The following is a 22,328-nucleotide window of genomic DNA, read 5'->3' on the forward strand; positions in this document are numbered from 1 at the left end:
CCTGCAGGCCTGTGCCGATCAACGCACAGATACCGTGCGCAGCCGCTTGGAGAAGACCTTTCGCCACTACGGGCTCCCGGAGGCTTTCTTCGTCGACAATGGTTCGCCCTGGGGTGATCCTTCCGGCGAGCGATGGACACGGTTCTCGGTGTGGCTGCTCAAGCTTGGCGTCGCCGTCATCCACAGCCGCCCATATCACCCGCAAAGCCGCGGCAAGAATGAACGATTCCACCGCACCCTCGCGGCTGAGGTGTTCGCACTGCGACAGTTCCGCGATCTCGCAGAGACGCAGCGTGCCTTCGACGCCTGGCGGGAAGTCTACAACTTCGAACGGCCACACGAGGCGCTCGGACAACAGGTCCCGGCCAGTCGATATCGGCCCAGCCAGCGACCAATGCCCGATCGATTGCCACAGGTCGAATACGACAGCCATGAGATCGTGCGCCGCGTCTCCACGACCAAAGCCTATGTCAGCTTCAAGGGACGTCTTTGGAAAGTGCCACAGGCCTTCCGTGGCGAGCGCCTCGCCATCCGCCCCTCGGCAAACGATGCGCAATACGGGATCTTCTTTGCCGCCCACCAAGTCGCTATCATCGACTTGGCGAGCGGAGAATGTGTCGGCTATGTCCCCGAACACCCGTCGGTCATGTCCCCGGGCTGAACATCAAGCCGGACGATGACAGCTTTGAGGCGGCCCGACGTTAGCCGACAAAAAGCCCCGGAGATATCTCTCCGGGGCTTTCGTCGTTTCGCCACTTGCAGCGATGCAGCTAAGTCCTCGTCCGCATCCGCATCATGAATGTGTCGAAGCTGAGCTCGGCCACCTGCATCCAGGCCAGCGACTCGCTGCGAAACGCGGTGAGGCTCGCATACATCTTGCCGAAATGCCGATTGCTCTTGGCGAGATCGGTATAGATCTCGTTGGCCGCGCCATAACAGCCTTCGAGCACTTCCTGTGGGAACGGTTTGAGGATGGCGCCGGCGACCAGCAGCCGCTTCAAGGCCGGCGGGTTGACGGCATCGTACTTGCCCGTCACCCAGGTGAAGGCGTCGCGCGAAGCGCTCTCGACCGCGGCCTGGTAGTGCTTCGGCAACGCGTTCCACTTCTCCAGGTTCATGACGTTGTGGCCTTGCCCGGTGCCTTCCCACCAGCCGGGATAGTAATAGTACTTTGCGACCTTCACGAAGCCGAGCTTCTCGTCATCATAGGGACCGACCCATTCGGCCGCATCGATCGTGCCCTTCTCCAGTGCGGGATAGATGTCGCCGCCCGCGATCTGCTGTGGCACGCCGCCGACCTTCGCGATGATCGTGCCGGCGAAGCCGCCGACGCGGAATTTCAGCCCTTGCAGATCGGCCATCGACTTGATCTCCTTCCGGAACCAGCCGCCCATCTGCGCGCCCGTGGAGCCGGTGGGCACGCCGATCGCGTTGTGCTCCTTGAGGAGATCATTGAGGAGATCCTGTCCGCCACCCCATTGCAGCCAGGAGATGTGCTGGCGCGTGTTGAGACCGAACGGCAGTGCCGTGCCGAAGGTGAAGGCGGGATTCTTGCCCCAATAGTAGTACAGCGCGGTATTGCCGATCTCGACGGTGCCGTTCGAGACCGCATCGAGCACCTGCAGGCCAGGGACGATCTCGCCCGCGGCGAACGGCTGAATCTGGAAGCGGTTGTCGGTGATCTCGGCGACCCGCTTGCAGAAATACTCGCAACCGCCATACAGCGTGTCGAGAGATTTCGGCCAGCTTGCAGCGAGCCGCCACTTCACTTCGGGCATCGATTGTGCGACGGCCGGCGCAGCAACAGCAGTTGCGGCCAGGCCCAGTCCGCCTGCCGTCAGGAATTTACGACGTTCCATGCGTTTCCCTCCTGTGATGTCGAGTCCTCGACGAGGGATTGCGGTCTTGACGCCGCTTTGGTCTTCGCCGGTGGCCGACGTTTCTTGTCGTCCGAAATTCAGTGCTCCCGGATCGTGGTCAGGATGACCAAAGGGGAACTGCAAATCAAGCGCACTCTTGTTGTGTGACCGACGAAGCCGATCAATGCTGCGCTGCGAATGCGGCTTCCATGACCTTGCGTGTCTTCACCGTTTCGTTGCCCGGGTCGAATTCGACATCGCTCCAGCGCACCACCGCGCCATGGGCGATGTCATGCTTCAGCTTCACGCGATGTGCGAGCCCGATCGGCAACGCGCCCGTCTTGAGGGTCGCGGCTGCCGGTAACAGCTTGCCCCATACCGTGTAGCCGCCTTCGCCATCGAGCATCTCCCCAGCGCGCAAGTTACGTTTTGCAACCGCCGCGACGTCGCCGCGGAAGCCGTGAGGTTGCCCGGTCGACTCGCCCCGCAGCGCGGCCGACAGCACCGAGACATTCAGCTCGAGCCCGATCAGATGATACGGCTTGTACATGGCGGCGAAACGTCCGCTGGCGTCGGTCTTCAAGCCATATTGCCGGAAGCAATCGGCGGCGTAGTCGTTCGGCGCCTCCAGTACGACATAGACGCCCCAGCGCAGATCGCGAAACACCGGCCGGCCGTCGCGCTCGAGCGAGGAGACGACCTCGACGACGCCGGACCGCTCCAGCACGCCGCCGCGCGAGCGTGGCCGCATGATGTGCGGCAGGTCGTCGACGCCGCAGGGCGGAAACAGCAGGCCGTCCGCGGGCACGTCGAGGCTGCAGGCATTGGCGATCGCGGCCATCTCGATCGCCGATTTGGTCCCATCGAGGAAGGAGTTGAACATCTGCGGGTTCATGCCGGCCGACTGCGCCTCGCCCGCGGTCAGGCCGTAATGCTGCCAGACGCCATCGGGCGTCACGTCGTGGTAGGCCGGCAGGTACTTCGTCCCCTTGCCGGCGGCGACGACGCGGAAGCCGGTGGCGCGGGCCCAGTCGACCATCTCCGCCGTCAGCGCCGGCTGGTCACCATAGGCGAGCGAATAGACGACGCCCGCCTTGCGCGCTTCCTCGGCGAGCAGGGGGCCAGCCAGCACGTCGGCCTCGACATTCACCATCACGATATGCTTGCCCGCCGCGATCGCGGCGCGCGCATGCTTGATGCCGACGGCGGGATTGCCGGTCGCCTCCACCACCACATCCATCGCGCCGCCGGCGATCGCGCGAGCGCCGTCATCGGTGAAGACGGTCGCGGCGATCCGCTCCGCGTCCCAGCCGACGGTGCGGCAGGCCTCGCGCGCGCGATCGCAGTCGATGTCGACGATGATGGGCACCTCCAATCCCGGCGTGTGCGGCACCTGCGCCAGAAACATCGAGCCGAATTTGCCGGCGCCGATCAGCGCGACACGGACGGGCTTGCCGGCGGATGCGCGGGCCTGGAGGAGGCGGAAGAGGTTCATGTTGTCATCCGATGAGTCTCGTGTCCCGGACGCGGTGCAGCGGTTCTTCAGCGCTGCTCCGCAGAGCCGGGACCCAGTGCGAGGGAATTCGGCGCGGCGTGGGGCCCGGCTCTGCAGCGGATCGTCGAAGAGATGCTGCGCTGCGTCCGGGGCACGAGAGCATTCTACTCCGCCGCCTGCCTCGGCGCACGAGCAAGCCGCAGCAGCGCATCATCATCCACCGTCTTGATCGGTGTGAAATCGCGATGCGCGATGTAGTCCGGTCGTGTGGGAGTGCGGATGTAGTTCGAGACCGCGTTCAGTGTCAGGTACACGATCTTGCGCGGGTAGGGCGTGATGTTGCCGCTGGAGCCATGCACGAGATTGCCGTGGAACATCAGCATGCCGCCTGGTTTGCCGGTGGGCGCCACGATGCCGCCCTGCTTGACGAGGCGCGTCACCGTGTCCTCGTCCAGCGTCCACAGCGGATAGGAGGTGGTGGCGAGGTCATGAGAGGCTTCGAGATCGCCGGCATTCTGGCTGCGCGGCACCAGCATCAGGGGGCCGTTGATGGGCATCACCTCGTCGAGGAAGATCGCGATGTTCATCGCACGCGGCTCAGGCATGCCGTCGTCGCGCTTCCAGGTGCCGTAATCCTGGTGCCATTGCCAGACGTCGCCGGTGAAGGCCGATTTCGCATTGATCTTGAACTGGTGCATGTAAACGGGTTCACCGAACACCTGCTCGACCGGCTCGATCATGCGCGGATGCGCACCGAGAATTCCGAACGCCTCGTTGTAGAGATGCGCGGCAAAGGCCGTGCGCGGCGCGCCGCTCTTCTCGCGCCAGACTTCGGGCCGGTTCGTGTCATAGATGCCGACCGCCTCGCGCGCGAGCAGGTCGACCTCCTCCTGGCTGAACAGCTCGGGCAGGAACAGCCAGCCCTCGCGGTGGAAGAACTCCAATTGCGCCTCGGAAAGTTTCATGGGTCGTCCTCCTTGGTTTTTGTTGTTTGTCTTCTCTGTCGTCATGGCCGGCTTGACCCGGCCATCCACGTCTTTGCTCCACCTTCGGAAGAACGTGGATGCCCGGGACAAGCCCGGGCATGACGGCGTGCGTGTAAATCGCTACGCCGCCGCCGCGTCCGTCGCCCTCAATCTCTCCTCGGTCATCCGCCCCGCCGTCTGCGCATGCGCCAGCGCGGCGCGTTCAGCCGCCTTCGCATCGCCGCGCAGAATATGTTCGGCGATATCGGCGTGCTCGGCCCAGGCGCTGTCGCGATAGTCGAGCTCCGACAGCACTGTCGCCATCGAGCGACGCATATGCGGCCATTGCGGCGCGATGGTCTCCTCGATCACGGGATTGCCGGCGAGCTGGTAGATCGCGCGGTGAAAGTCGACATCGAGCACGATGAGCTCGGCGAGCGACGTGTTGCGATCGATGCGACGTCCGGCGGCGAACGCCGCCTCCAGTCGCGCGCGTCCCGCCGCATCGCTCGCTGCGCGCGCGGCGGCGAGCCTCGCCGCCAGCGCATCGATGGCGCCGCGCACCTCGTAGAGCTGGCGGATGCGCGCGGGGTCGAGCTGGGTGACTTCGAAACCGCGCCGGCCGCTCTCGGCGACGAGGCCCTGCCGGTGCAACAGATGCAGCGCATGTGACACCGGCTGACGCGAGACGCCGAGCTTGTCGGCAAGCTCGTTTTGCCGGATGCGCTGGCCGGGCCGCAGCGTGCGGTCGGAGATCGCCTCCAGGATCCGCGCATAGACCTGGTCGATCAGGTTCGGGAGCGGGTCGAGAGGGATCACGCCGGCAGCTCCAAGATGGAATACGGAATTCCGTATTCGACGGTACTGCAGGAGAGGAGAGGCGTCAATGCAGCCCGGAGGCCTCGCTCCGGCGGCTTTGGAGGGGCCAGCTAAGTCATTGATATCACTATGCCCGTCTACTGTGCATGGGGTTGTTTTCGTCAAAATGGGCCCACCATCGCAACGCCAAAGCTTTGCAGCGCGTCCGGGACATGAGCTACTCCTTCTTCCCCTGCTCGATCAGCATTCGGCTCATCAAATAAAGCCGCGGCACGATCGAGTTGGTGTCGATGAACTCGTCGCGGGCGTGATAGCCGAAGCCGGCAAGGCCAAAGCTCTCGACCACGACCGCCTTGCCGTTGCGGTTGGCGTAGCCGGCGTCGGTGGCGCCGCCGGTCATCTCGGCTATATCGAGCTTGCGGTCGATCTCGGCATAGATCGCCTGCCCCATCTCGGCCAGCGCACGGCCGCGCTGACTGGCGACGAAGGGCGGGCGGCCCGCCACGATCTTCACAGTTGTTTCAGTGTCGGGCACGAGCCGGTTCTTGATCTTCTCGTCGAGCGCCGCCTGGAGCCTGGCGATGCCGTCGGGAATGGTGAGGCGGATGTCGGCGCCGGCCTCGGCATCTTCCGGAATCTGATTGCGCACCGTGCCGGCCTTCGCCGTCGTCCAGTTGAGCTGGGTGCCCGGGATCGACTTGGCGACGTCCTGCGTCTGCAGCAGCTGATGCGAGAGCTCGATCAGCGCGTTGCGGCCGCGATCGGGTGCCGCGCCGGCATGCGCCGCACGGCCCCTCACCTTCATGATGCCGGTCGCAGTGCCGCTGGCGCCCAGCAGCAGCGAATCGTTCTTCGCGGGCGGCGAGGCCGCCGTCGGCTCGCAGGAGAGCACGACGTCGTGCTGGTCGGCGAGCTCCGCGATGATCTCGCCCGACCCGATCGATCCGACTTCCTCGTCCGGGTTGAACGCCACGGTGAGCGTGGCGTAGTCAGTCCAGCCGGCCTCCTTGAGGATCTTGAGCGCGTGCAGCACGACGGCGATGCCGCCCTTGTCGTCGGCGATGCCGGGGCCGTAGATGCGGTTGCCGTCGACACGATACGGCTCGCTTGCGAGGATGCCGCGCTGATAGACGGTGTCCATATGCGCGATCAGCATCAGTTTTCGCGAGCCCGAACCCTTGAACGTCGCCACCACCATGTCGGCGCCGGCACCCGCCGTGGTTTTGCGCCGTTCGGTGGTGGCGCCGAGTGCCTTCAGGCGTCCTTCGGTGAAGTCGGCCATCTTCTTCAGCCCCTCGACGTCGCTGCTGCCGCTCTCGATCATCACCATGTCGCGCAACGTCTCGATCAGCGGCGCCTTCTCCTGCTCGGCGGCGGCCTTGATCTTCTCGTCGGCGGCCGCAAGGGTGGTCGTGCTGCTCATGGCGAGGCCGAGCAGTGGCAAAGCGAGCAGGGTAACGCGGCGGAAGGTCATCGAGGTCTCCTTTACTCGGCGAGAAACTTGTCCACTACCTCGCCGAACTCCAGCGGCGCCTGCTCGAACATCCAGTGGCCGGCATTCGCAATCACCGCCGTCTCGGCGCCCGCGATATGCGCGGCCAGCACGCGCCAGATCACCGAAAGGCTGCCGGCGGTGGCGCCGCCGCCGATCAGCAGTGTCGGTGTCCTGATGGCCTGCGCATCGCTGAGCGTGTAGGGTCGGCGCTGCTCGTTGATCTGACCGATGAAGGTCAGCGCGTTGTCGCGCAATTGCTGCTTGGCCGCGGCAGGCACTCGCCGCCAGGAGCCGTTACCTTCGATGCCTTCGTAGAAATTCCGCAGCGCGCCCTCGATGTCGCTGGTGCGGATCATCTCGACCGAGCGCGCCGTGCGCGCCGCCAGCGGCGGGTACGCGGGCGTGCCTTCCGGCACAGGCAGGGATGCGTCGAGATCGCCGCCGGGCTCGGCCAGTACCAGCTTGCGCAACAGATCGGGCCGGGCCTGCGCCACGCGAAAGGCGATATGTCCGCCGCGCGAATGTCCCATCAGGTCGACGGGGGCGGGCCTCACCTGCTCGATGAAGGCGATCACGTCGGCAACGTGCTGTGCCATCGTGTAGTCGTCGCCGACGGCATCCCAATGCTCGGGAAAGAAATGCCGCAGGCTGGCCGAGATCACCCGATGTGCTTGCGATAGTGGACCGAGCACAGAGTACCAGGTGCGGAAATCCCCGAGCGTGCCATGCACGCAGACCAGCGGTGGACCGCCTCCCACTTCGAGATAGGCCATGTCGTAACCGTTGACGCGAAAGCTCTGCATGATCAGCTCGCCAGAAAATCCAGTACCACTTCGGAATATTTCTGCGGCGCCTGCTCGAACATCGGATGCGTCGCGTTCGGAATGATCGCCGTCTTGGAGTAGGGCACATGCGCGGCCAGCGCATGCAGCACCTTCGGCAGCAGGCCCTTGGTCCGCGCGCCCAGGATGAACAGCGTCGGCATCTTGATGGACTGCGCATCCGTCTTCGAGAACGGCGGGCGGTTGTCGCGGACCTGGCCGATCAGCGTCATGGCGTTGTCGCGCAGGTTCTGCTTCACCATCGCGGGCAATCGCGGCCAGGTGCCGGCGCCTTCCAGCGTGTCGACGAAGACCGCAAGGCCTCCGTCGACATCGCCGGCCGCGATCTTCTCGGCGGAAGCCGTGAAGCGCGCCAGCAGCGGCGAGGGGCCGCCGACGTAATCCGGATCGAGGCTGGCATCGAGCTCGCCGCCAGGCTCGGCCAGGATCAGCCGGCGGAGCAGCTCGGGCCGACGCTGCGCCACGCGGAAGCAGATATGCCCGCCGCGCGAATGGCCCATCAGATCGACCGGCCCGAGATCGAGCTTGTCGATGAAGGCGATGACGTCGTCGACATGCTGGGCGATCGAATAGGTGTCACCAACGCCGTCCCAGCGCTCGGGGAAGAAATGCCGCAGGCTGACAGCAATCACCCGATGTTGCTGCGTCAGCGGCCCAAGCACGCAGCCCCAGACGCGAAAATCATTGAGCGAGCCGTGAACGCAGACCAGCGGCGGCCTGCCTCTGTCTTCGCCCACGTCGAGATAGGGCATGTCGTAACCGTTGACGTGGAGGCTCTGCATTCCGGGGCTCGCGAAGTCGATTGGAACTCCTGTGCAAGATTCCCGGAAACCGGGTGGATCGCAACTATTTCCAAGCCTAGATTTGGCACGAGATGAAAGTGGGGGGCCTGCAACGGAAGCAAGCCAGGAACCTAGTCATGACCGACCAGCATTTTGCCCTGTTCGACACCCGGATCGGCCTGTGCGCCGTCGCCTGGGGTCCGCGCGGCATCAACGGCACACAATTGCCGATGGGCGGCGAGCAAAAGATCCGGACCCGCATCCATCAGCGCCAAGCTGATGCCAGCGAGGCCGAGCCGCCCTGGGAGGTCCAGCAGGCGATCGACCGCATGACCAAACTGCTCGCCGGCGAGCCGGATGATCTCACCGACATCCCGCTCGACCTCGACGGTGTTCCCGAATTCAACCGCGGCGTATATGACATCGCCCGCACCGTCCCGCCGGGCAAGACCATCACCTATGGCGACATCGCCAAGCAGCTCGGCGGCGTCCAGCTGTCGCGCGACGTGGGCCAGGCGCTCGGTCGCAACCCCTGCCCGATCGTGGTGCCCTGCCATCGCGTGCTCGCCGCCGGCAACAAGCCCGGCGGCTTCTCGGCCAATGGCGGCGTGGTCACGAAGCTGAAGATGCTCGAGATCGAAGGCGCGCTGGTGAACCACACGCCGAGCTTGTTCGATTGATCTCCGCTTCACCCTCCCCTCCAGGGTAGGGCTATCGCATATGGGCGAGGGCGGAGAGAAGGAAGTCATTATTCCATCTGGCTTGGAGCATTTTGTGGCTGATGCGGGCAGGACCGGGCGTTGCCTGCAGGGTATTGATGGCCAGCTTGCGGATGAGGGCGAGATTTTCGGCGGCGTGATCCTTGCGGCTGCGGCAGGCATCCTCGTCGAACAGGACGTCGAGGACCCAGTGCAGGTTGTTCTCGATGCTCCAGTGGGCACGCACGACCTCGAGCAGCTTTTTGGCCGACAGCAAGCGCGAGGCGAGGAAGTATCGGACCGTGTGTTTGACAGCCTTGCCAGAGTTGGCGCGCCAACTGTCGATGCGACCGACTGCGGCGATAGCGGGGAAGTCGTATTGTTTCGCCAACTGAGGAGCCGGCGCGACGATGGCCTGTCGGTGTTCGACGCGGCCGTGGGCGGTGGCTCTTCGTTGACTCGCTCGCGCGGGCTTTCGGACTGTGTCGACCAGCGTCTTGGCGGCCTTGAAGAGCCGGCCACGGTTGCTCTTGATGGCCAACACGTAGTGCCCCTTCCGGTCGCGGATGGCCTGCGCGGTGTCAGGCCGGCAATGCAAGGCATCGGCGGTGACAAGAGCCCCGTCCAGATCGAGCAGGGCGAGGACTTCGAGAGCCCCGGCAACCTCGTTGCGGTTGGGAGCCTTTCTCTGGGCCAGCGCCATGCGAGTGCCTGCGGCCCAGACATTGACCATATGCAGCGGCGTGGCCTGCCGGCCCCGCGTGTAGGCCCCGCGCAGCGCCTTGCCGTCGATGCTGACCACCCCCTTGATGCCGAAGCTCTTGCTGAATTTGCGCAAAACCGCTTCCAGCCCCTTCGGATCCAGCGCACGGAAGACGTTGCTGAACGTATCGTGGCTCGGAATGCCGTGCCTGAGCTCCAGGAAGCGCCGCAACAGCTCCTCGCGGCCTTGGCCAAAGAACTCGAACTCGGTGCAGGTCTTGGCGCCAGCCAGCGTCGCCGCCAAGGCGATGACGAGGATCTCCACAAGATCATGTCGGGTGTTGCTGGCGCGCGGGTCCTTGAGCGGTCGAAACAGGCGCTTGAGCTTGCGCATTCAGGTCTCCCTCTGGAATCGAGAGACACCCAAAGAATCCAGTTCCAACCGCTTGGCAACACCCTGCCAGCACCATATGCGATTCCCCTACCCTCCAGGGGAGGGTAAGAAAGAGCGCCTCAAATCTTCGCCGCCGCCTTCGGCCAGTATCGGTCGCGCAGGTGCCGCTTCACCAACTTGCCGGTCGGCGTGCGCGGCAGCTCGGCTTCGAAATCGATCGACCGTGGGCACTTGACGGAAGAGAGGCGGCTCTTACAGAACGCGATCAGCTCAGCCTCCAGCGTCTTGTCGGCGCGGCTCATGTCGTGCGGCTGCACCACCGCCTTGACCTCTTCGCCCATCTCCTCGTTCGGCACGCCGAAGACGGCGACGTCGGCGACGTCGGGATGAGTGATGAGCACATCCTCGGTCTCCTGCGGATAGATGTTCACCCCGCCGGAGATGATCATGTAGGACTTGCGGTCGGTGAGATAGAGAAAGCCGTCCTTGTCGAGATAGCCGACATCGCCGAGCGTCGACCAGCCCTTGGCATTGTAGGCCTTCTTCGTCTTCTCGGGGTCGTTGTGATAGGTGAAGGCCGGCGCGTCGGCGAAATAGACGGTGCCGATCTCGCCGACCGGCAGCTCCTCGTCGTTCTCGTCCAAAATCTTGATCTTGCCCACCACGGCGCGGCCGACGCTGCCGCGATGCTCCAGCCATTGCCGCGATGTGCAGACCGTGACGCCGTTGCCTTCCGATCCCGCGTAATACTCGATCAGGATCGGTCCCCACCATTCGATCATCTTCGCCTTGACCTCGATGGGGCAGGGCGCGGCGGCGTGGATCGCACCCTTCAGGGTGGAGACGTCGTACCTGGTGCGCACCTCGTCCGGCAGCTTCAGCATGCGCACGAACATGGTCGGCACCAGCTGCGATTGCGTGACCTTGTATTTCTCGACCAGCCTCAGGAACTCTTCGGCGTCAAAGTGCTCCATGATGATGGAGGTGCCGCCGAGCACGACCGCCATCATGTTGAAGCGCAGGGGCGCCGCGTGATAGAGCGGCGCTGGCGAGAGATACGTGCTCTCGGCGTTCATGCCGCACATGTCGGCGCAGAGCACGCGCAGGAACGCGTTCGGCACGTCGATCCTGTTACCTTCGAAGGCCTTCTTGATTCCCTTCGGACGTCCGGTGGTGCCCGACGAATACAGCATGTCGTAACCGGCGACCTCGTCCGCGATCGGCGTCATCGGCTGCGCGGCGGCTTCCTTGTCGTAGGAGCGGAAGCCCGGCAGCGGCTCGTCCATCATGTAGAAGATCGGTTCGTTAGGAGCGCCTTTGATCAGTCCCTTGATCTGGTCGGCGCATTTCGGCGTGGTGATCACGACCTTGGCGCCGCAATCGGCGATGATGTAGTCGATCTCGTCCTGCTTCAGATAGCGGCTGATCGCGGTGTAATAGAGCCCGCTCCGCTGTGCCGCCCAGCACAGCTCCATGAAGGCGAGGCGGTTCTCCATCAACAGCGCGATGTGGTCGCCGGCCTTCAGCCCGAGCGAGCGGAACAGCTGCGCGCCCTGGTTCGAGAGCTCGTCGAGCTCGCGATAGGTGATCGCCTTGCCGGTGCCGGCCATCTGATAGGCGATCTTGTCGGGCGTGGTGCGGGCGTGGATGGAGGGGTGGGTCATGGCGTTTCCTCAAAACGCGAATGGCGAGTAGCGAATGGCGAATAGGAAGAAGGCCAAACTGCTCTTCACCTACTCACCATTCGCTACTCGCCATTCACTACTCGCTTTATTTTTCTTACAGCCGCTCCACGATCGTCACGTTGGCCATGCCGCCGCCTTCGCACATGGTTTGCAGACCGTAGCGCTTGCCACGCTGGTGCAGGGCATGGATCAGCGTCGTCATCAGCTTGGTGCCGGAACCGCCGAGCGGATGGCCGAGCGCGATGGCGCCGCCGTTGACGTTGAGCCGCTCGGGGTCTGCACCGGTGGTTTTGAGCCAGGCGGTCGGTACCGAAGCGAAGGCCTCGTTGACCTCGAACAGGTCGATGTCGCCGATCTTCATGCCGGCCTTCTCCAGCGCGCGCTTCGTGGCGTGCAGCGGCGCATCCAGCATGATGACGGGATCGCCGCCCATCATGGTCATGTGGTGGATGCGCGCGAGCGGCTTGACGCCGAGTTGCTTCAGGCCCTTCTCATTCACCACCATCACGCCGGAGGCTCCGTCGCAGATCTGGCTGGCGCTGGCTGCGGTGAGCTTGCCGTTCTCGGCGATCAGCTTGACGCCCTTGATACCTTCGATCGTGGCGTCGAAGCGGATGCCTTCGTCGATGTGATGGATGTCCTTGCTGCCGTCGGCGCGGGTGATCTCGAGCGGCACGATCTCCTTCTTGAAATGACCGGCTTGCGTCGCCGCGATCGCGCGCTGATGGCTGCCATATGAGTATTCGTCGAGCTCATCCTTGGAGAGGCCGTACTTCTCGGCCATCATCTCCGCGCCGGTGAACTGGCTGAACACGATGTTCGGATACTTCTTCTCGATGCCCGGGCTCTTGTAATTGCCAAAGCCGTTCTTGGCGGGCAGCTGAGACGACAGGCCCATCGGCACGCGCGTCATCGATTCCACGCCGGCCGCGATCACCACGTCCATCGTGCCGGACATCACGGCCTGCGCGGCGAAGTGCAGCGCCTGCTGCGACGAGCCGCACTGGCGGTCGATCGAGGTGCCCGGCACGCTCTCCGGCAGCTTTGACGCCATCACCGCGTTGCGCGCGACGTTGTTGGACTGCTCGCCGACCTGCATCACGCAGCCCATGATCACGTCCTCGACCTGGGCCGGATCGACCTTGGTCCGATCGACCAGCTCGTCCAGCACCTTCGCGGCGAGATCGGCCGGATGCCAGCCGGCGAGGCGGCCCCCCTTGCGCCCGCCCGCGGTACGCGCAGCGGCGACGATGTAAGCCTCGGCCATTTCGGTCTCTCCCATGTTTGTTCTGAATTGGATTGTCGGGGCGGATTTAAGGGTTGAGATATCGTTTAGTCAATCGATCAATTAACTCTTGTGGTGAGCCGCTGCTTGGGCTTATCTGCGCCCGCTCTTGCCTTGAGAACAGGGATCTCCGTGGCTACCAGCGTACCGAACAGGCTCCCCGGCGGGAAAAATTCCACGGCAGAGAAATTGCTGGTGGCCGCCAGCGAGCTGATGATCGAGCGCTCGTCGATCGAGATCTCGCTCTCCGACATTGCGCAGAAGTCGGGTGCCAACGCCGCGCTGGTCAAATATCACTTCGGCAACAAGGACGGCCTCTTGCTGGCGCTGCTCGCGCGGGATGCCGCGACCGAGATGTCCAATCTCGAATATCTGCTGGCGCAGCCGATCACGTCGACGGCGAAGCTGAAGCTGCATATCGCCGGCATCATCCGCGCCTATCACCGGTTCCCCTACATGAACCGGCTGATCCACTATCTCTTGCACGAGACCAGCGCGAACTCTGCCGACGAAGTCTCGAAATTCTTCGTTGCGCCGCTCTTGGACTTCCACCGCCGCCTGCTGGCCGAAGGCGTCAGCCGCGGCGAATTCCGCCCGACCGATCCGGTGCTGTTCTACACCAGCCTGATCGGTGCCTGCGATCACCTGTTCTTCGGCCGGCACGCGATGTCCCGCGCGACCGGCGTCGGCCCGGTCACCGACGAGGTCTGCCGGCAATACATCAAGCACATGGAAACGCTGATCTGCGGCGGCATCCTCACGCAAGCCGAGGAAGCTGCCGCGGCCGGATAGTCCGGCCAAACGTTCACAAGTCTAGAGAAGAAACGCCCAAGGAAAGGTAGCTCAAGATGCAGTTGAAAGACGTAGCTGTTCTCATCACTGGCGGTGGCTCGGGCCTTGGTGCCGCGACCGCCCGCGCCATGGCGGCCAAGGGCGCCAAGATCGGCGTGATCGACCAGAGCAAGGAAAACGCCGAGAAGGTCGCCACTGAGGTGAAGGGCGTCGCGCTGCATGCCGACGTCACCAGCGAGGAGCAGATCAAGGCTGCGATCGCCAAGGCCGAAGCTGCGCACGGCGTCGCCCGCGTGCTGATGAACTGCGCCGGCATCGGCGGCTCCCAGCGCATCGTCGGCCGCGACGGCGTCTACCCGCTCGAAAAGTTCGCGCGCATCATCAACGTCAATCTGATCGGCACCTTCAACTGCCTCCGGCTGTTTGCCGAGCGCCTCGTCACTATCGAGCCGGTCGGCGAGGAGCGCGGCGTCATCATCAACACCGCCTCGGTTGCCGCTTACGAAGGCCAGATCGGCCAGATCGCCTATTCGGCCTCGAAGGGCGGCGTCGTCGGCCTCACGCTTCCGGCCGCGCGCGATCTCGCCAGCCAGAAGATCCGCGTCAACACCATCGCGCCGGGCCTGTTCTTCACGCCGCTTTTGATGGGCCTCAACGAAGAAGCCCGCAAGAGCTTGGGCGCCCAGGTGCCGCATCCGTCGCGTCTCGGCGATGCCGCCGAATACGGCATGCTGGCGGTGCACATCGTCGAGAATCCGATGCTGAACGGCGAAACCATCCGCCTCGACGGTGCCATCCGCATGGCGCCGAGGTAACTCGCTTACCCTCCCCTGGAGGGACCCCTCCAGGGGAGGGTGGGAGACGGTCTGCGTGTGGCAAGAAAGTGCGAGGCCTCATGTCCCAACCGCTGCTGATCGAACATGACGACGGCGTCGACCGGGTGACGCTCAATCGTCCTGACAGCTTGAACGCGCTCGATCCTGCGCTGATCGATGCGCTCAACGCCTACTTCCAGGGTCTGCAGCGCAATCGCGATACGCGCGTCGTCGTGCTGAAGGGTGCCGGCAAGAACTTTTGTGCAGGCCTCGATCTAAAGGCCGCGATGGCGCGTCGTGCCGGGCAGCTTGAGCCGCCCGGCGTCACGGAGTCGCTGGATTCGCAACGCCGCATCGCCGATATCGTGATGCTGATGCGGCGCTGTCCGCAGCCGATCCTTGCGCTGGTCCAAGGTGCGGCGGCAGGCGGCGGGTTTGCGCTGGCGCTGGCGTCCGACATCCGCATTGCCGCGAAGTCGGCCCGGATGAACTGCGCCTTCATCAAGCTCGGCCTCGGCGGTTGCGACATCGGCACCAGCTATTTTTTGCCGCGTCTGGTCGGCGTGTCCGTGGCATCGGAACTGATCCTGACCGGACGCTTCATCGGCGCCGAGCGTGCGCTCGCCGTCGGGCTGGTGTCGGAGATCGTGGACGAGGACCAGCTCGATGCGGCGGCTGAACCCTATGTCGAGGCGATGGTGTCGGCTTCGCCCGTCGGGCTGCGGCTGTCCAAGGAATGTCTCAACATGAGCGTCGATTCCGGATCGCTGGAAGCTGCGATCGCGATGGAGGATCGCAACCAGGTCCTGTGCAGCCGCTCGGAAGAGTTTTCGGAAGGCATCAGGGCCTTCCTTGAGAAGCGAAAGCCTGTCTATATCAAGCGCTGAACGACGAAGATCCGCAAAGGACAATAATTCCGGGAGACGCAAAATGAGTGGAAGCGCGGCGGCGGTGATGACGAAGCCTGCCTTTCGCAAGGTCCAGTGGCTCAAGCGCGACATCGCCGTCGAGCGCCGCGGCGACGGCACGGTGGTGCTGAAGTCGCGCATTCCGCTGCAGCCTTACGAAAAGCACATCCCCGCCTCGCTGGCGAAATGGGCGAAGGAAGCACCCGAGCGCATTTGGCTGGCACAGCGCGGCGGCCCCAACCGCGAATGGCGCAAGGTGTCTTATGGCGAAGCCAAGCGCACCGTGGACGCGCTGACGCAAGGACTGCTGAACCTCAAGCTCGCGGGACGTCCGGTCGCGATTCTCTCCGGCAATTCGATCGAGCACGCGCTGATGACGCAGGCCGCGATGCAGGCGCGCATCCCGGCAGCGCCGGTGTCGCCGGCCTACTCGCTGATGAGCCACGATCACGTCAAGCTGAAATACCTGTTCGACTTGATCAAGCCGGCCGTGGTGATGGTGCAGGACGGCCCGATCTTCGAGAAGGCACTAAAGGCGCTCGACCTCACCGGCGTCACCGTCATTCACGTCGCGCGGCCCAGTGACGGCATCAAGAGCGTCAGCTTTGCCGAGCTCGCGGCAACGCCTGTAACTGCGGATGTCGAGGCGTCGATCGCAAAAATCACGCCGCAGACTGTCGGCAAGCTGCTGTTCACATCGGGCTCGACCGGCATGCCCAAGGCCGTCATCAACACCCAGGAGATGATGTGTGCCAATGCGGCGATGATGATGCAGGTGCGGCCGCGCGATCCCAGCGGTCCGATCTCGACCATGCTGGACTGGATGCCCTGGAATCACACCATGGGCGGCAACGCGGCGTTTCATCCAATCCTGGTCGACGGCGGCACGCTCTATATCGACGACGGAAGGCCGACGCCGGGCCAGTTCGAGGAGACGCTGCGAAACTTGCGCGAGATCTCGCCGACCTACTACGCCAACGTGCCCGCCGGCTATGCCGCACTTGCGGCGGCGATGGAGAAGGACGACGCGCTGTGCCGCTCCTTTTTCAAGAACCTCTCGATCATGGCCTATGGCGGCGCGCGGCTGCCTGACGATCTCTACGAGCGTATGCAGGCCCTGGCAGTGAAGACCACCGGTGAGCGCATCGTGTTCTACACCGGCTGGGGCTCGACCGAGACTGCGCCGACCTCGACCGGCACTTATTGGGACACCGAGCGCGTCGGTCTGATCGGCCTGCCGTTCCCCGGGGTCGAATTGAAGATGGTGCCGTGCGACTCGAAATACGAATTGCGCCTGCGCGGCGTCAACGTCACGCCCGGCTATTTCGGCCAGCCCGAGCTGACGAAGAAGATGTTCGACGAGGAAGGCTTTTATTGCATAGGGGATGCCGGCATTTTCGTCGACGATTCCGATCCGGTGCAAGGCATCATCTTCGCCGGCCGTGTCGTGGAGGACTTCAAGCTCACCACCGGCACTTTCGTGCATGTCGGCTCGCTCCGCACAGATGCGATCGCGGCCACGACTCCCGTGGTGCATGACGCACTAGTCACGGGGCAGGATCACCCGTTTATCGGCCTCTTGGCCTGGCCGAACCTTCATGCCTGCCGACACCTCGTGGGCAATACCGATCTCAGCTTCGAGGATGCGGTAAGGCATCCGGAGGTGATCGCCTGTTTCAGACGCGGGCTGGAAGCGCACAACCGGGAGTGCGAGGGCGCCAGCAGCCGCATCATCGCGCGCGCCATGCTGATGGTCGAGCCGCCCTCGATCGACGGCAACGAGCTCACCGACAAGGGCTACATCAACCAGCGCGCCGGCCTCGAACGCCGCGCCGCGCTGGTGGAACGGCTCTATGCCGAGAGGCCGGATGAAGACGTGATCGTGCTGCGATGAGTGCGAGTGAATTCGTCATTCCGGGGCGCCGCGTAGCGGCGAACCCGGAATCTCGAGATGAGTGAGTGACCTCCAGATTCCGGGTTCGCGACTGCGTCGCGCCCCGGAATGACAGCAAGAAAAAGGTAAGCCGCCATGAACTTCGATTTTTCCGACGACCAGAAGCAGCTCCGCGACCAGGCGCGCAAATTCCTCGCGGAAAAATGCTCGCCCAAAGCGGTGCGCGTCGTGCTTGATGGCAAGGCGCCTTACGACAAGGAGCTGTGGAAGGGCCTTGCCGAGATGGGCTTTCTTGGCGTTGCGATCCCGGAAGAATTCGGCGGTGCCGGCGCCGGCCATCTCGAGCTCTGCGTGATCGCGGAGGAGATGGGCCGTGCCAACGCGCCGGTGCCGTTCTCCTCGACCGTCTACCTCGCTGCCGAGGCGCTGTTGATCGCCGGCAGCGACGTGCAGAAGAAGAAATGGCTGCCTGCCATCGCCGCGGGCGAGGCGATCGGCACGCTGGCACTGTTCGAGGGCAAGGGCAATCCGTCGCCGAAGAACATCAAGCTCATGGCTGCGAATGGCACGCTCAATGGTGTCAAGAAGCCGGTCGCCGACGGCGCCATCGCCGATTTTGCGGTCGTTGCCGCGCGCACCGGGTCGAGCGGGCGCGAGAGCGATATCTCGCTGTTCCTGGTCGATCTCAAGGCCGGTGGCGTCGAGGTGAAAAACCTCACCAATCTCGATCCGACCCGCAGCCAGGCCGAAATTACCTTCACGAACTGCAAGGCCGAGCTGCTCGGCGCGGCGGGCGAGGGCTGGAGTATCCTCACTCAGGTGCTCGACCGCGCCGCGGTGCTGTGTGCGTTCGAGCAAGTCGGCGGCGCCGACCGCGCACTTGAGATGGGCCGCGACTACGCGCTCGACCGCATTGCCTTCGGCCGGCAGATCGGCTCGTTCCAGGCCGTGAAGCACATGCTCGCGGACATGTACGTCTCGGCGACGCTGGCGCGCTCCAACAGCTATTACGGCGCCTGGGCGCTCTCGACCAATGCGGCCGAACTGCCGGAAGCCGCCGCCGCCGCGCGCATCAGCGCGACGCAGGCGTTCCAGCACTGCGCCAAGAACAACATCCAGGTTCACGGCGGTATGGGTTTCACCTGGGAGTTCGACTGCCACATGTACTACCGCCGCGCCAATGCGATGGCGCTGGGGCTCGGCAGCCTGTCCTATTGGGAGGATCAGCTGATCGACCGCATGCGAAAGAAGAATGCGGCTTGAGGATGTCGTCATTCCGGGGCGCGGCAAAGCGGCGGAACTATGCGGCAAAGCGGCGGAACTATGATGTGCAATTGCACATCTGAGAATCCGGAGATGAGTGAATAACGTCGGGATTCCGGGTTCGCGCTGCGCGCGACCCGGAATGACGGAGAGAAAACACCATGAACTTCGACGACACCCCACAGGAAGCCGAGTTCCGCGCGACCGCGCGCGCCTGGATCAGCGCGAACGCGCCGAAGCAGTACGAGGAAGAGCTGCGCCAATCCTCTCTTGGTCGCACGCAGCTGAAGAACGCGAACATCCTCGAGGTCGCAAAGGCCTGGCAGAAGAAGAAAGCCGACGCCGGCTGGGCCTGCCTGCACTGGCCGAAGGAATATGGTGGCCGCGGCGCCTCGCCAATCGAGCGCGTGATCTGGCAGCAGGAGGAGGGGCCGTTCGGCCAGCTCTCCCGCATGTTCATCATCGGCCACGGCATGTGTGGGCCGACCATGATGGCGTTTGCGCGCGAGGAGCATAAGCGCACCTATCTGCCGCCGCTGGCCTCCGGCGAGAACGTCTGGTGTCAGCTGTTCTCCGAGCCGGCCGGCGGCTCTGACGTCGCGGGTCTGCGCACGCGCGCCGAGAAGGATGGTGACGAGTGGGTCATCAACGGCCAGAAGATCTGGACCTCGGGCGCGCATTATTCGGACTACGGCATCTTGCTCACCCGCACCGATCCGACCGTGCCCAAGCACAAGGGACTCACCATGTTCTTCCTGGACATGAAGAGCCCGGGCGTCGAGGTCAGGCCGATCAAGCAGGCAAGCGGCGCCTCCGATTTCAACGAGGTCTATTTCACCAATGTGCGCATCCCCGACCACCAGCGCCTCGGCGAGGTCGGTGACGGCTGGAACGTCTCGCTGACCACGCTGATGAACGAGCGCAGCGCGATCGGCGCGGCCGTCTCGACCGGTTTCCCCGAGCTCTTCGAATATTGCTCCAGCCTGATGCTTGACGACGGGCCTGCGATCGAGGATCGCGCGGTGCGCTCGAAGCTCGCGAACTGGGCGGTGAAGGCGAGCGGGCTGAAATACACCAGCATGCGTGCGATCTCGGCGCTGTCGAGGGGCGAGCGGCCGGGGCCGGAAAATTCCATCGGCAAGCTGGTTGCGGGCTCGATGATCCAGGATGTCGCGACCTACGCGCTGGACCTGCAAGGTGCGGCGGGCGTCGTCAGCGGTCCCGAGGACGCCGAAGTCGCGGGCCGCTTCCAAGCCATGCTGCTGCGTGCGCCGGGCACCCGCGTCGAAGGCGGCACCGACGAGATCATGCGCAACATCATCGCCGAGCGGGTGCTGGGCCTGCCCGGTGATATCCGTGTCGACAAGGACGTGCCGTTCAACAAGATCCCGACCAAGGGAAGGAATTAGCCGTCATTCCGGGGCGGCTCGAAGAGCCGAACCCGGAATCTCGATGTGTGTGAGTAACTTCCGGATTCTTCGCGCGTTGCGCGCCCGGAATGACAATAAAAGGGAAGTGCCATGAATTTCGACGATACCCCGCAGGAAGCCGCATTCCGCGAGACCGCGCGCAAATGGATCGACGCCAATGCGCCGAAGGAATTGCAGGCCGAGCTGTCGAAATCCTCGCTCGGCCGCATTCGTCTTGCCAACCACGACATCGTCGATGTCGGCAAGGCCTGGCAGAAGAAGAAGTTCGAGGGCAATTGGGCCTGCCTGCACTGGCCTAGGGAATATGGCGGCCGCGGCGCGACGCCGATCGAAAAGGTGATCTGGCAGCAGGAGGAGGGCGTCTACGGCAAGCTGACGCAGCCGTTCCAGATCGGCGAAGGCATGTGCGGCCCGACCGTGATGGCCTTCGGCAGCGAGGACGCCAAGCGCCGCTATCTGCCGAAGCTCGCATCGGGCGAGGAGATCTGGTGCCAGCTGTTCTCCGAACCGGCGGCCGGTTCGGACGTCGCGGGCCTGCGCACGCGCGCGGAGAAGAAGGGCGACAATTGGGTCGTCAACGGCCAGAAGATCTGGACCTCGGGCGCGCATTACTCCGACTACGGCCTCCTGATCGCGCGCACCGACCCGAACGTGCCCAAGCACAAGGGCCTCACCATGTTCTTCCTGAACATGAAGAGCCCCGGCGTCGAGGTCCGGCCGATCAAGCAGGCCAACGGCATGCAGGAGTTCAACGAGGTTTATTTCACCGACGTCGTGATCCCCGACAGCCAGCGGTTAGGGGCCGTCGGCGACGGCTGGAGCGTGTCGCTGACCACGCTGATGAACGAGCGCATGTCGATCGGCGCGCGGCTTGCGACCGGCGTCCCTGAGATGTTCGAGTTCTGCTCCAATCTTATGCTGGAGGACGGGGTCGCCATCGACGATCGCGCCGTGCGCTCGAAGCTCGCGAGCTGGGCCGCGAAGTCGAGCGGGCTGAAATACACCAGCTACCGCACGATCTCGGCGCTTTCGAAGGGCGAGCGGCCGGGCCCGGAGAACTCGATCGGCAAGCTGGTCTCGGGCATGATGCTCCAGGACATCGCGACCTACGCCATGGACCTGCAGGGCGCGGCGGGCGTGCTCACCGGCAGCGACGAGGAGACGGTACAAGGCCAGTTCCAGCAGATGCTGCTGTCCTCGCCCTCGATGCGCATCGCCGGCGGCACCGACGAGATCCTGCGCAATATCATCGCCGAACGCGTGCTGGGCTTGCCGGGCGACATCCGCGTTGACAAGGACGTGCCGTATAACAAGATCCCGACAAAGGGACGGTGAATATCCTCGGGTCCCGGACGCGGCGCAACGCGCCGCGAGCCGGGACCCAGAATCCCACAATGGGCCCCGGCTCTGCGCCGCATCTGGGGCACGAAAGCGAGACCAGCCATGGATGCTAAAGTGCCCAATACGCGCTACTCCACCGAAGACCGCATCGGCGTGCTCGAAGAGCTCCTCAACGAACGCTACTCCGTCCGCGCGTTTCTTCCCAGAGAGGTCGACCGGGCGACCATCGAGCATGTGCTGACCACCGCGCAGCGCACCGCATCCTGGTGCAACAGCCAGCCATGGCAGGTCATCATCGCCGGCGGCGAGGCCAAGGAACGTTTCCGCAAGGCGATCTACGCCGAGGCCTCAAAGGGCCTCGGCGACGATTACGATTTCACTCCGCCGCGCGAATATGTAGGGGTTTATCTCGATCGCCGCCGCGAGAGCGGCTTCCAGCTCTATAATACGCTTGGAATCGCCCGCGGCGACCGGGCCGCCTACGCCAAGCAGGCGCTGGAGAACTACAATTTCTTCGGCGCGCCGCATGTCGCCATCATCCACACCAACGAGCCACTCGGCATCTACGGCGCGATCGATTGCGGCGCTTATGTCTCCAACTTCATGCTGGCGGCGCAGGCGCTCGGGCTAGGGACGATTCCGCAGGCAGCGCTGGCGCGGCATTCCGGCCTGATCCGTCGCCACTTCAACCTGCCCGAGGACCGCCGGATCGTCTGCGGCATCTCGTTCGGCTATGCCGACCACGCCCACAAGGTCAACGGCTACCGCACCTCGCGCGCGAGCGTGCCTGATACGGTGACGTTCGTTGAGGAGTGATGACGTGCACGAAGGCGGCCGCGCGAACTGCCGCCTTCACGCGTGGGT

At 64.2% G+C, this 22,328-nt stretch carries 19 protein-coding genes and 1 pseudogene (1 of these 20 only partly in view); 10 read left to right on the forward strand and 10 right to left on the reverse strand.

The window, feature by feature from the left end; all coding sequences use genetic code 11:
* Positions 1–661, forward strand: a pseudogene (locus BRAD3257_RS04335) (IS481 family transposase) (it extends 508 nt beyond the left edge of the window).
* 109 nt (positions 662–770) lie between these two features.
* Here the strand turns inward: BRAD3257_RS04335 and BRAD3257_RS04340 are convergent.
* From BRAD3257_RS04340 to BRAD3257_RS04370, 7 genes are all read right to left on the reverse strand, one after another.
* Positions 771–1,859 (reverse strand): TRAP transporter substrate-binding protein, encoded by a 1,089-nt coding sequence (locus BRAD3257_RS04340; protein WP_122400806.1) that lies wholly within the window; start codon positions 1,857–1,859, stop codon positions 771–773.
* Between the two features lie 181 nt (positions 1,860–2,040).
* Positions 2,041–3,354, reverse strand: coding sequence for an NAD(P)H-dependent oxidoreductase (locus BRAD3257_RS04345; RefSeq protein ID WP_122400807.1), 1,314 nt, complete (start codon positions 3,352–3,354; stop codon positions 2,041–2,043).
* A 164-nt stretch (positions 3,355–3,518) separates the two neighbouring features.
* Entirely contained in the window at positions 3,519–4,319 is an 801-nt protein-coding gene (locus BRAD3257_RS04350) for a phytanoyl-CoA dioxygenase family protein (RefSeq protein ID WP_122400808.1), read from the reverse strand.
* 141 nt (positions 4,320–4,460) lie between these two features.
* Positions 4,461–5,138: a GntR family transcriptional regulator gene (locus BRAD3257_RS04355; protein WP_122400809.1), complete on the reverse strand. Its 678-nt coding sequence runs from the start codon at positions 5,136–5,138 to the stop codon at positions 4,461–4,463.
* 217 nt (positions 5,139–5,355) lie between these two features.
* Entirely contained in the window at positions 5,356–6,612 is a 1,257-nt protein-coding gene (locus tag BRAD3257_RS04360) for a M20/M25/M40 family metallo-hydrolase (protein WP_122400810.1), read from the reverse strand.
* Between the two features lie 11 nt (positions 6,613–6,623).
* Positions 6,624–7,436 (reverse strand): alpha/beta fold hydrolase, encoded by an 813-nt coding sequence (locus tag BRAD3257_RS04365; RefSeq protein ID WP_122400811.1) that lies wholly within the window; start codon positions 7,434–7,436, stop codon positions 6,624–6,626.
* 2 nt (positions 7,437–7,438) lie between these two features.
* Positions 7,439–8,257 (reverse strand): alpha/beta fold hydrolase, encoded by an 819-nt coding sequence (locus BRAD3257_RS04370; RefSeq protein WP_122400812.1) that lies wholly within the window; start codon positions 8,255–8,257, stop codon positions 7,439–7,441.
* Between the two features lie 137 nt (positions 8,258–8,394).
* Between BRAD3257_RS04370 and BRAD3257_RS04375 the strand changes: the two genes are divergently transcribed.
* On the forward strand, positions 8,395–8,937 hold the full coding sequence (locus BRAD3257_RS04375) for a methylated-DNA--[protein]-cysteine S-methyltransferase (RefSeq protein WP_122400813.1): 543 nt from the start codon (positions 8,395–8,397) through the stop codon (positions 8,935–8,937).
* Positions 8,938–8,968: 31 nt separating this feature from the next.
* Here BRAD3257_RS04375 and BRAD3257_RS04380 read toward each other — a convergent pair whose 3' ends face one another.
* From BRAD3257_RS04380 to BRAD3257_RS04390, 3 genes are all read right to left on the reverse strand, one after another.
* Positions 8,969–10,051: an ISAs1 family transposase gene (locus BRAD3257_RS04380; RefSeq protein ID WP_122400814.1), complete on the reverse strand. Its 1,083-nt coding sequence runs from the start codon at positions 10,049–10,051 to the stop codon at positions 8,969–8,971.
* A 119-nt stretch (positions 10,052–10,170) separates the two neighbouring features.
* Positions 10,171–11,715, reverse strand: a complete 1,545-nt coding sequence (locus tag BRAD3257_RS04385) for an acyl-CoA synthetase (protein ID WP_122400815.1) — start codon at positions 11,713–11,715, stop codon at positions 10,171–10,173.
* A gap of 115 nt (positions 11,716–11,830) precedes the next feature.
* Positions 11,831–13,003: an acetyl-CoA C-acetyltransferase gene (locus BRAD3257_RS04390; protein ID WP_122406369.1), complete on the reverse strand. Its 1,173-nt coding sequence runs from the start codon at positions 13,001–13,003 to the stop codon at positions 11,831–11,833.
* A gap of 207 nt (positions 13,004–13,210) precedes the next feature.
* Here BRAD3257_RS04390 and BRAD3257_RS04395 point away from each other — a divergent pair, with 207 nt between their 5' ends.
* The 8 genes from BRAD3257_RS04395 to BRAD3257_RS04430 all read left to right on the forward strand — a co-directional run bounded on the left by BRAD3257_RS04395 (position 13,211) and on the right by BRAD3257_RS04430 (position 22,280).
* Positions 13,211–13,813 carry a TetR family transcriptional regulator gene (locus BRAD3257_RS04395; RefSeq protein WP_122400816.1) on the forward strand — a complete coding sequence of 201 codons (603 nt, stop codon included), beginning with the start codon at positions 13,211–13,213 and terminating at the stop codon, positions 13,811–13,813.
* A 56-nt stretch (positions 13,814–13,869) separates the two neighbouring features.
* The gene (locus BRAD3257_RS04400) at positions 13,870–14,628 is read left to right on the forward strand and encodes an SDR family NAD(P)-dependent oxidoreductase (RefSeq protein ID WP_122400817.1); all 759 of its coding nucleotides are present in this window, start codon (positions 13,870–13,872) and stop codon (positions 14,626–14,628) included.
* An 80-nt stretch (positions 14,629–14,708) separates the two neighbouring features.
* Positions 14,709–15,515 (forward strand): enoyl-CoA hydratase/isomerase family protein, encoded by an 807-nt coding sequence (locus BRAD3257_RS04405; protein WP_122400818.1) that lies wholly within the window; start codon positions 14,709–14,711, stop codon positions 15,513–15,515.
* Positions 15,516–15,558: 43 nt separating this feature from the next.
* Positions 15,559–17,430, forward strand: a complete 1,872-nt coding sequence (locus BRAD3257_RS04410) for an AMP-binding protein (RefSeq protein ID WP_122400819.1) — start codon at positions 15,559–15,561, stop codon at positions 17,428–17,430.
* A gap of 135 nt (positions 17,431–17,565) precedes the next feature.
* The gene (locus BRAD3257_RS04415; RefSeq protein ID WP_122400820.1) at positions 17,566–18,693 is read left to right on the forward strand and encodes an acyl-CoA dehydrogenase family protein; all 1,128 of its coding nucleotides are present in this window, start codon (positions 17,566–17,568) and stop codon (positions 18,691–18,693) included.
* Positions 18,694–18,854: 161 nt separating this feature from the next.
* On the forward strand, positions 18,855–20,102 hold the full coding sequence (locus BRAD3257_RS04420; RefSeq protein WP_122400821.1) for an acyl-CoA dehydrogenase: 1,248 nt from the start codon (positions 18,855–18,857) through the stop codon (positions 20,100–20,102).
* Between the two features lie 111 nt (positions 20,103–20,213).
* Positions 20,214–21,458: an acyl-CoA dehydrogenase gene (locus BRAD3257_RS04425; protein ID WP_122400822.1), complete on the forward strand. Its 1,245-nt coding sequence runs from the start codon at positions 20,214–20,216 to the stop codon at positions 21,456–21,458.
* A gap of 108 nt (positions 21,459–21,566) precedes the next feature.
* On the forward strand, positions 21,567–22,280 hold the full coding sequence (locus BRAD3257_RS04430) for a nitroreductase (RefSeq protein ID WP_122400823.1): 714 nt from the start codon (positions 21,567–21,569) through the stop codon (positions 22,278–22,280).
* Positions 22,281–22,328 lie beyond the last annotated feature (48 nt).

It is taken from the genome of Bradyrhizobium vignae (assembly GCF_900324035.1).
Classification (GTDB): domain Bacteria; phylum Pseudomonadota; class Alphaproteobacteria; order Rhizobiales; family Xanthobacteraceae; genus Bradyrhizobium; species Bradyrhizobium vignae.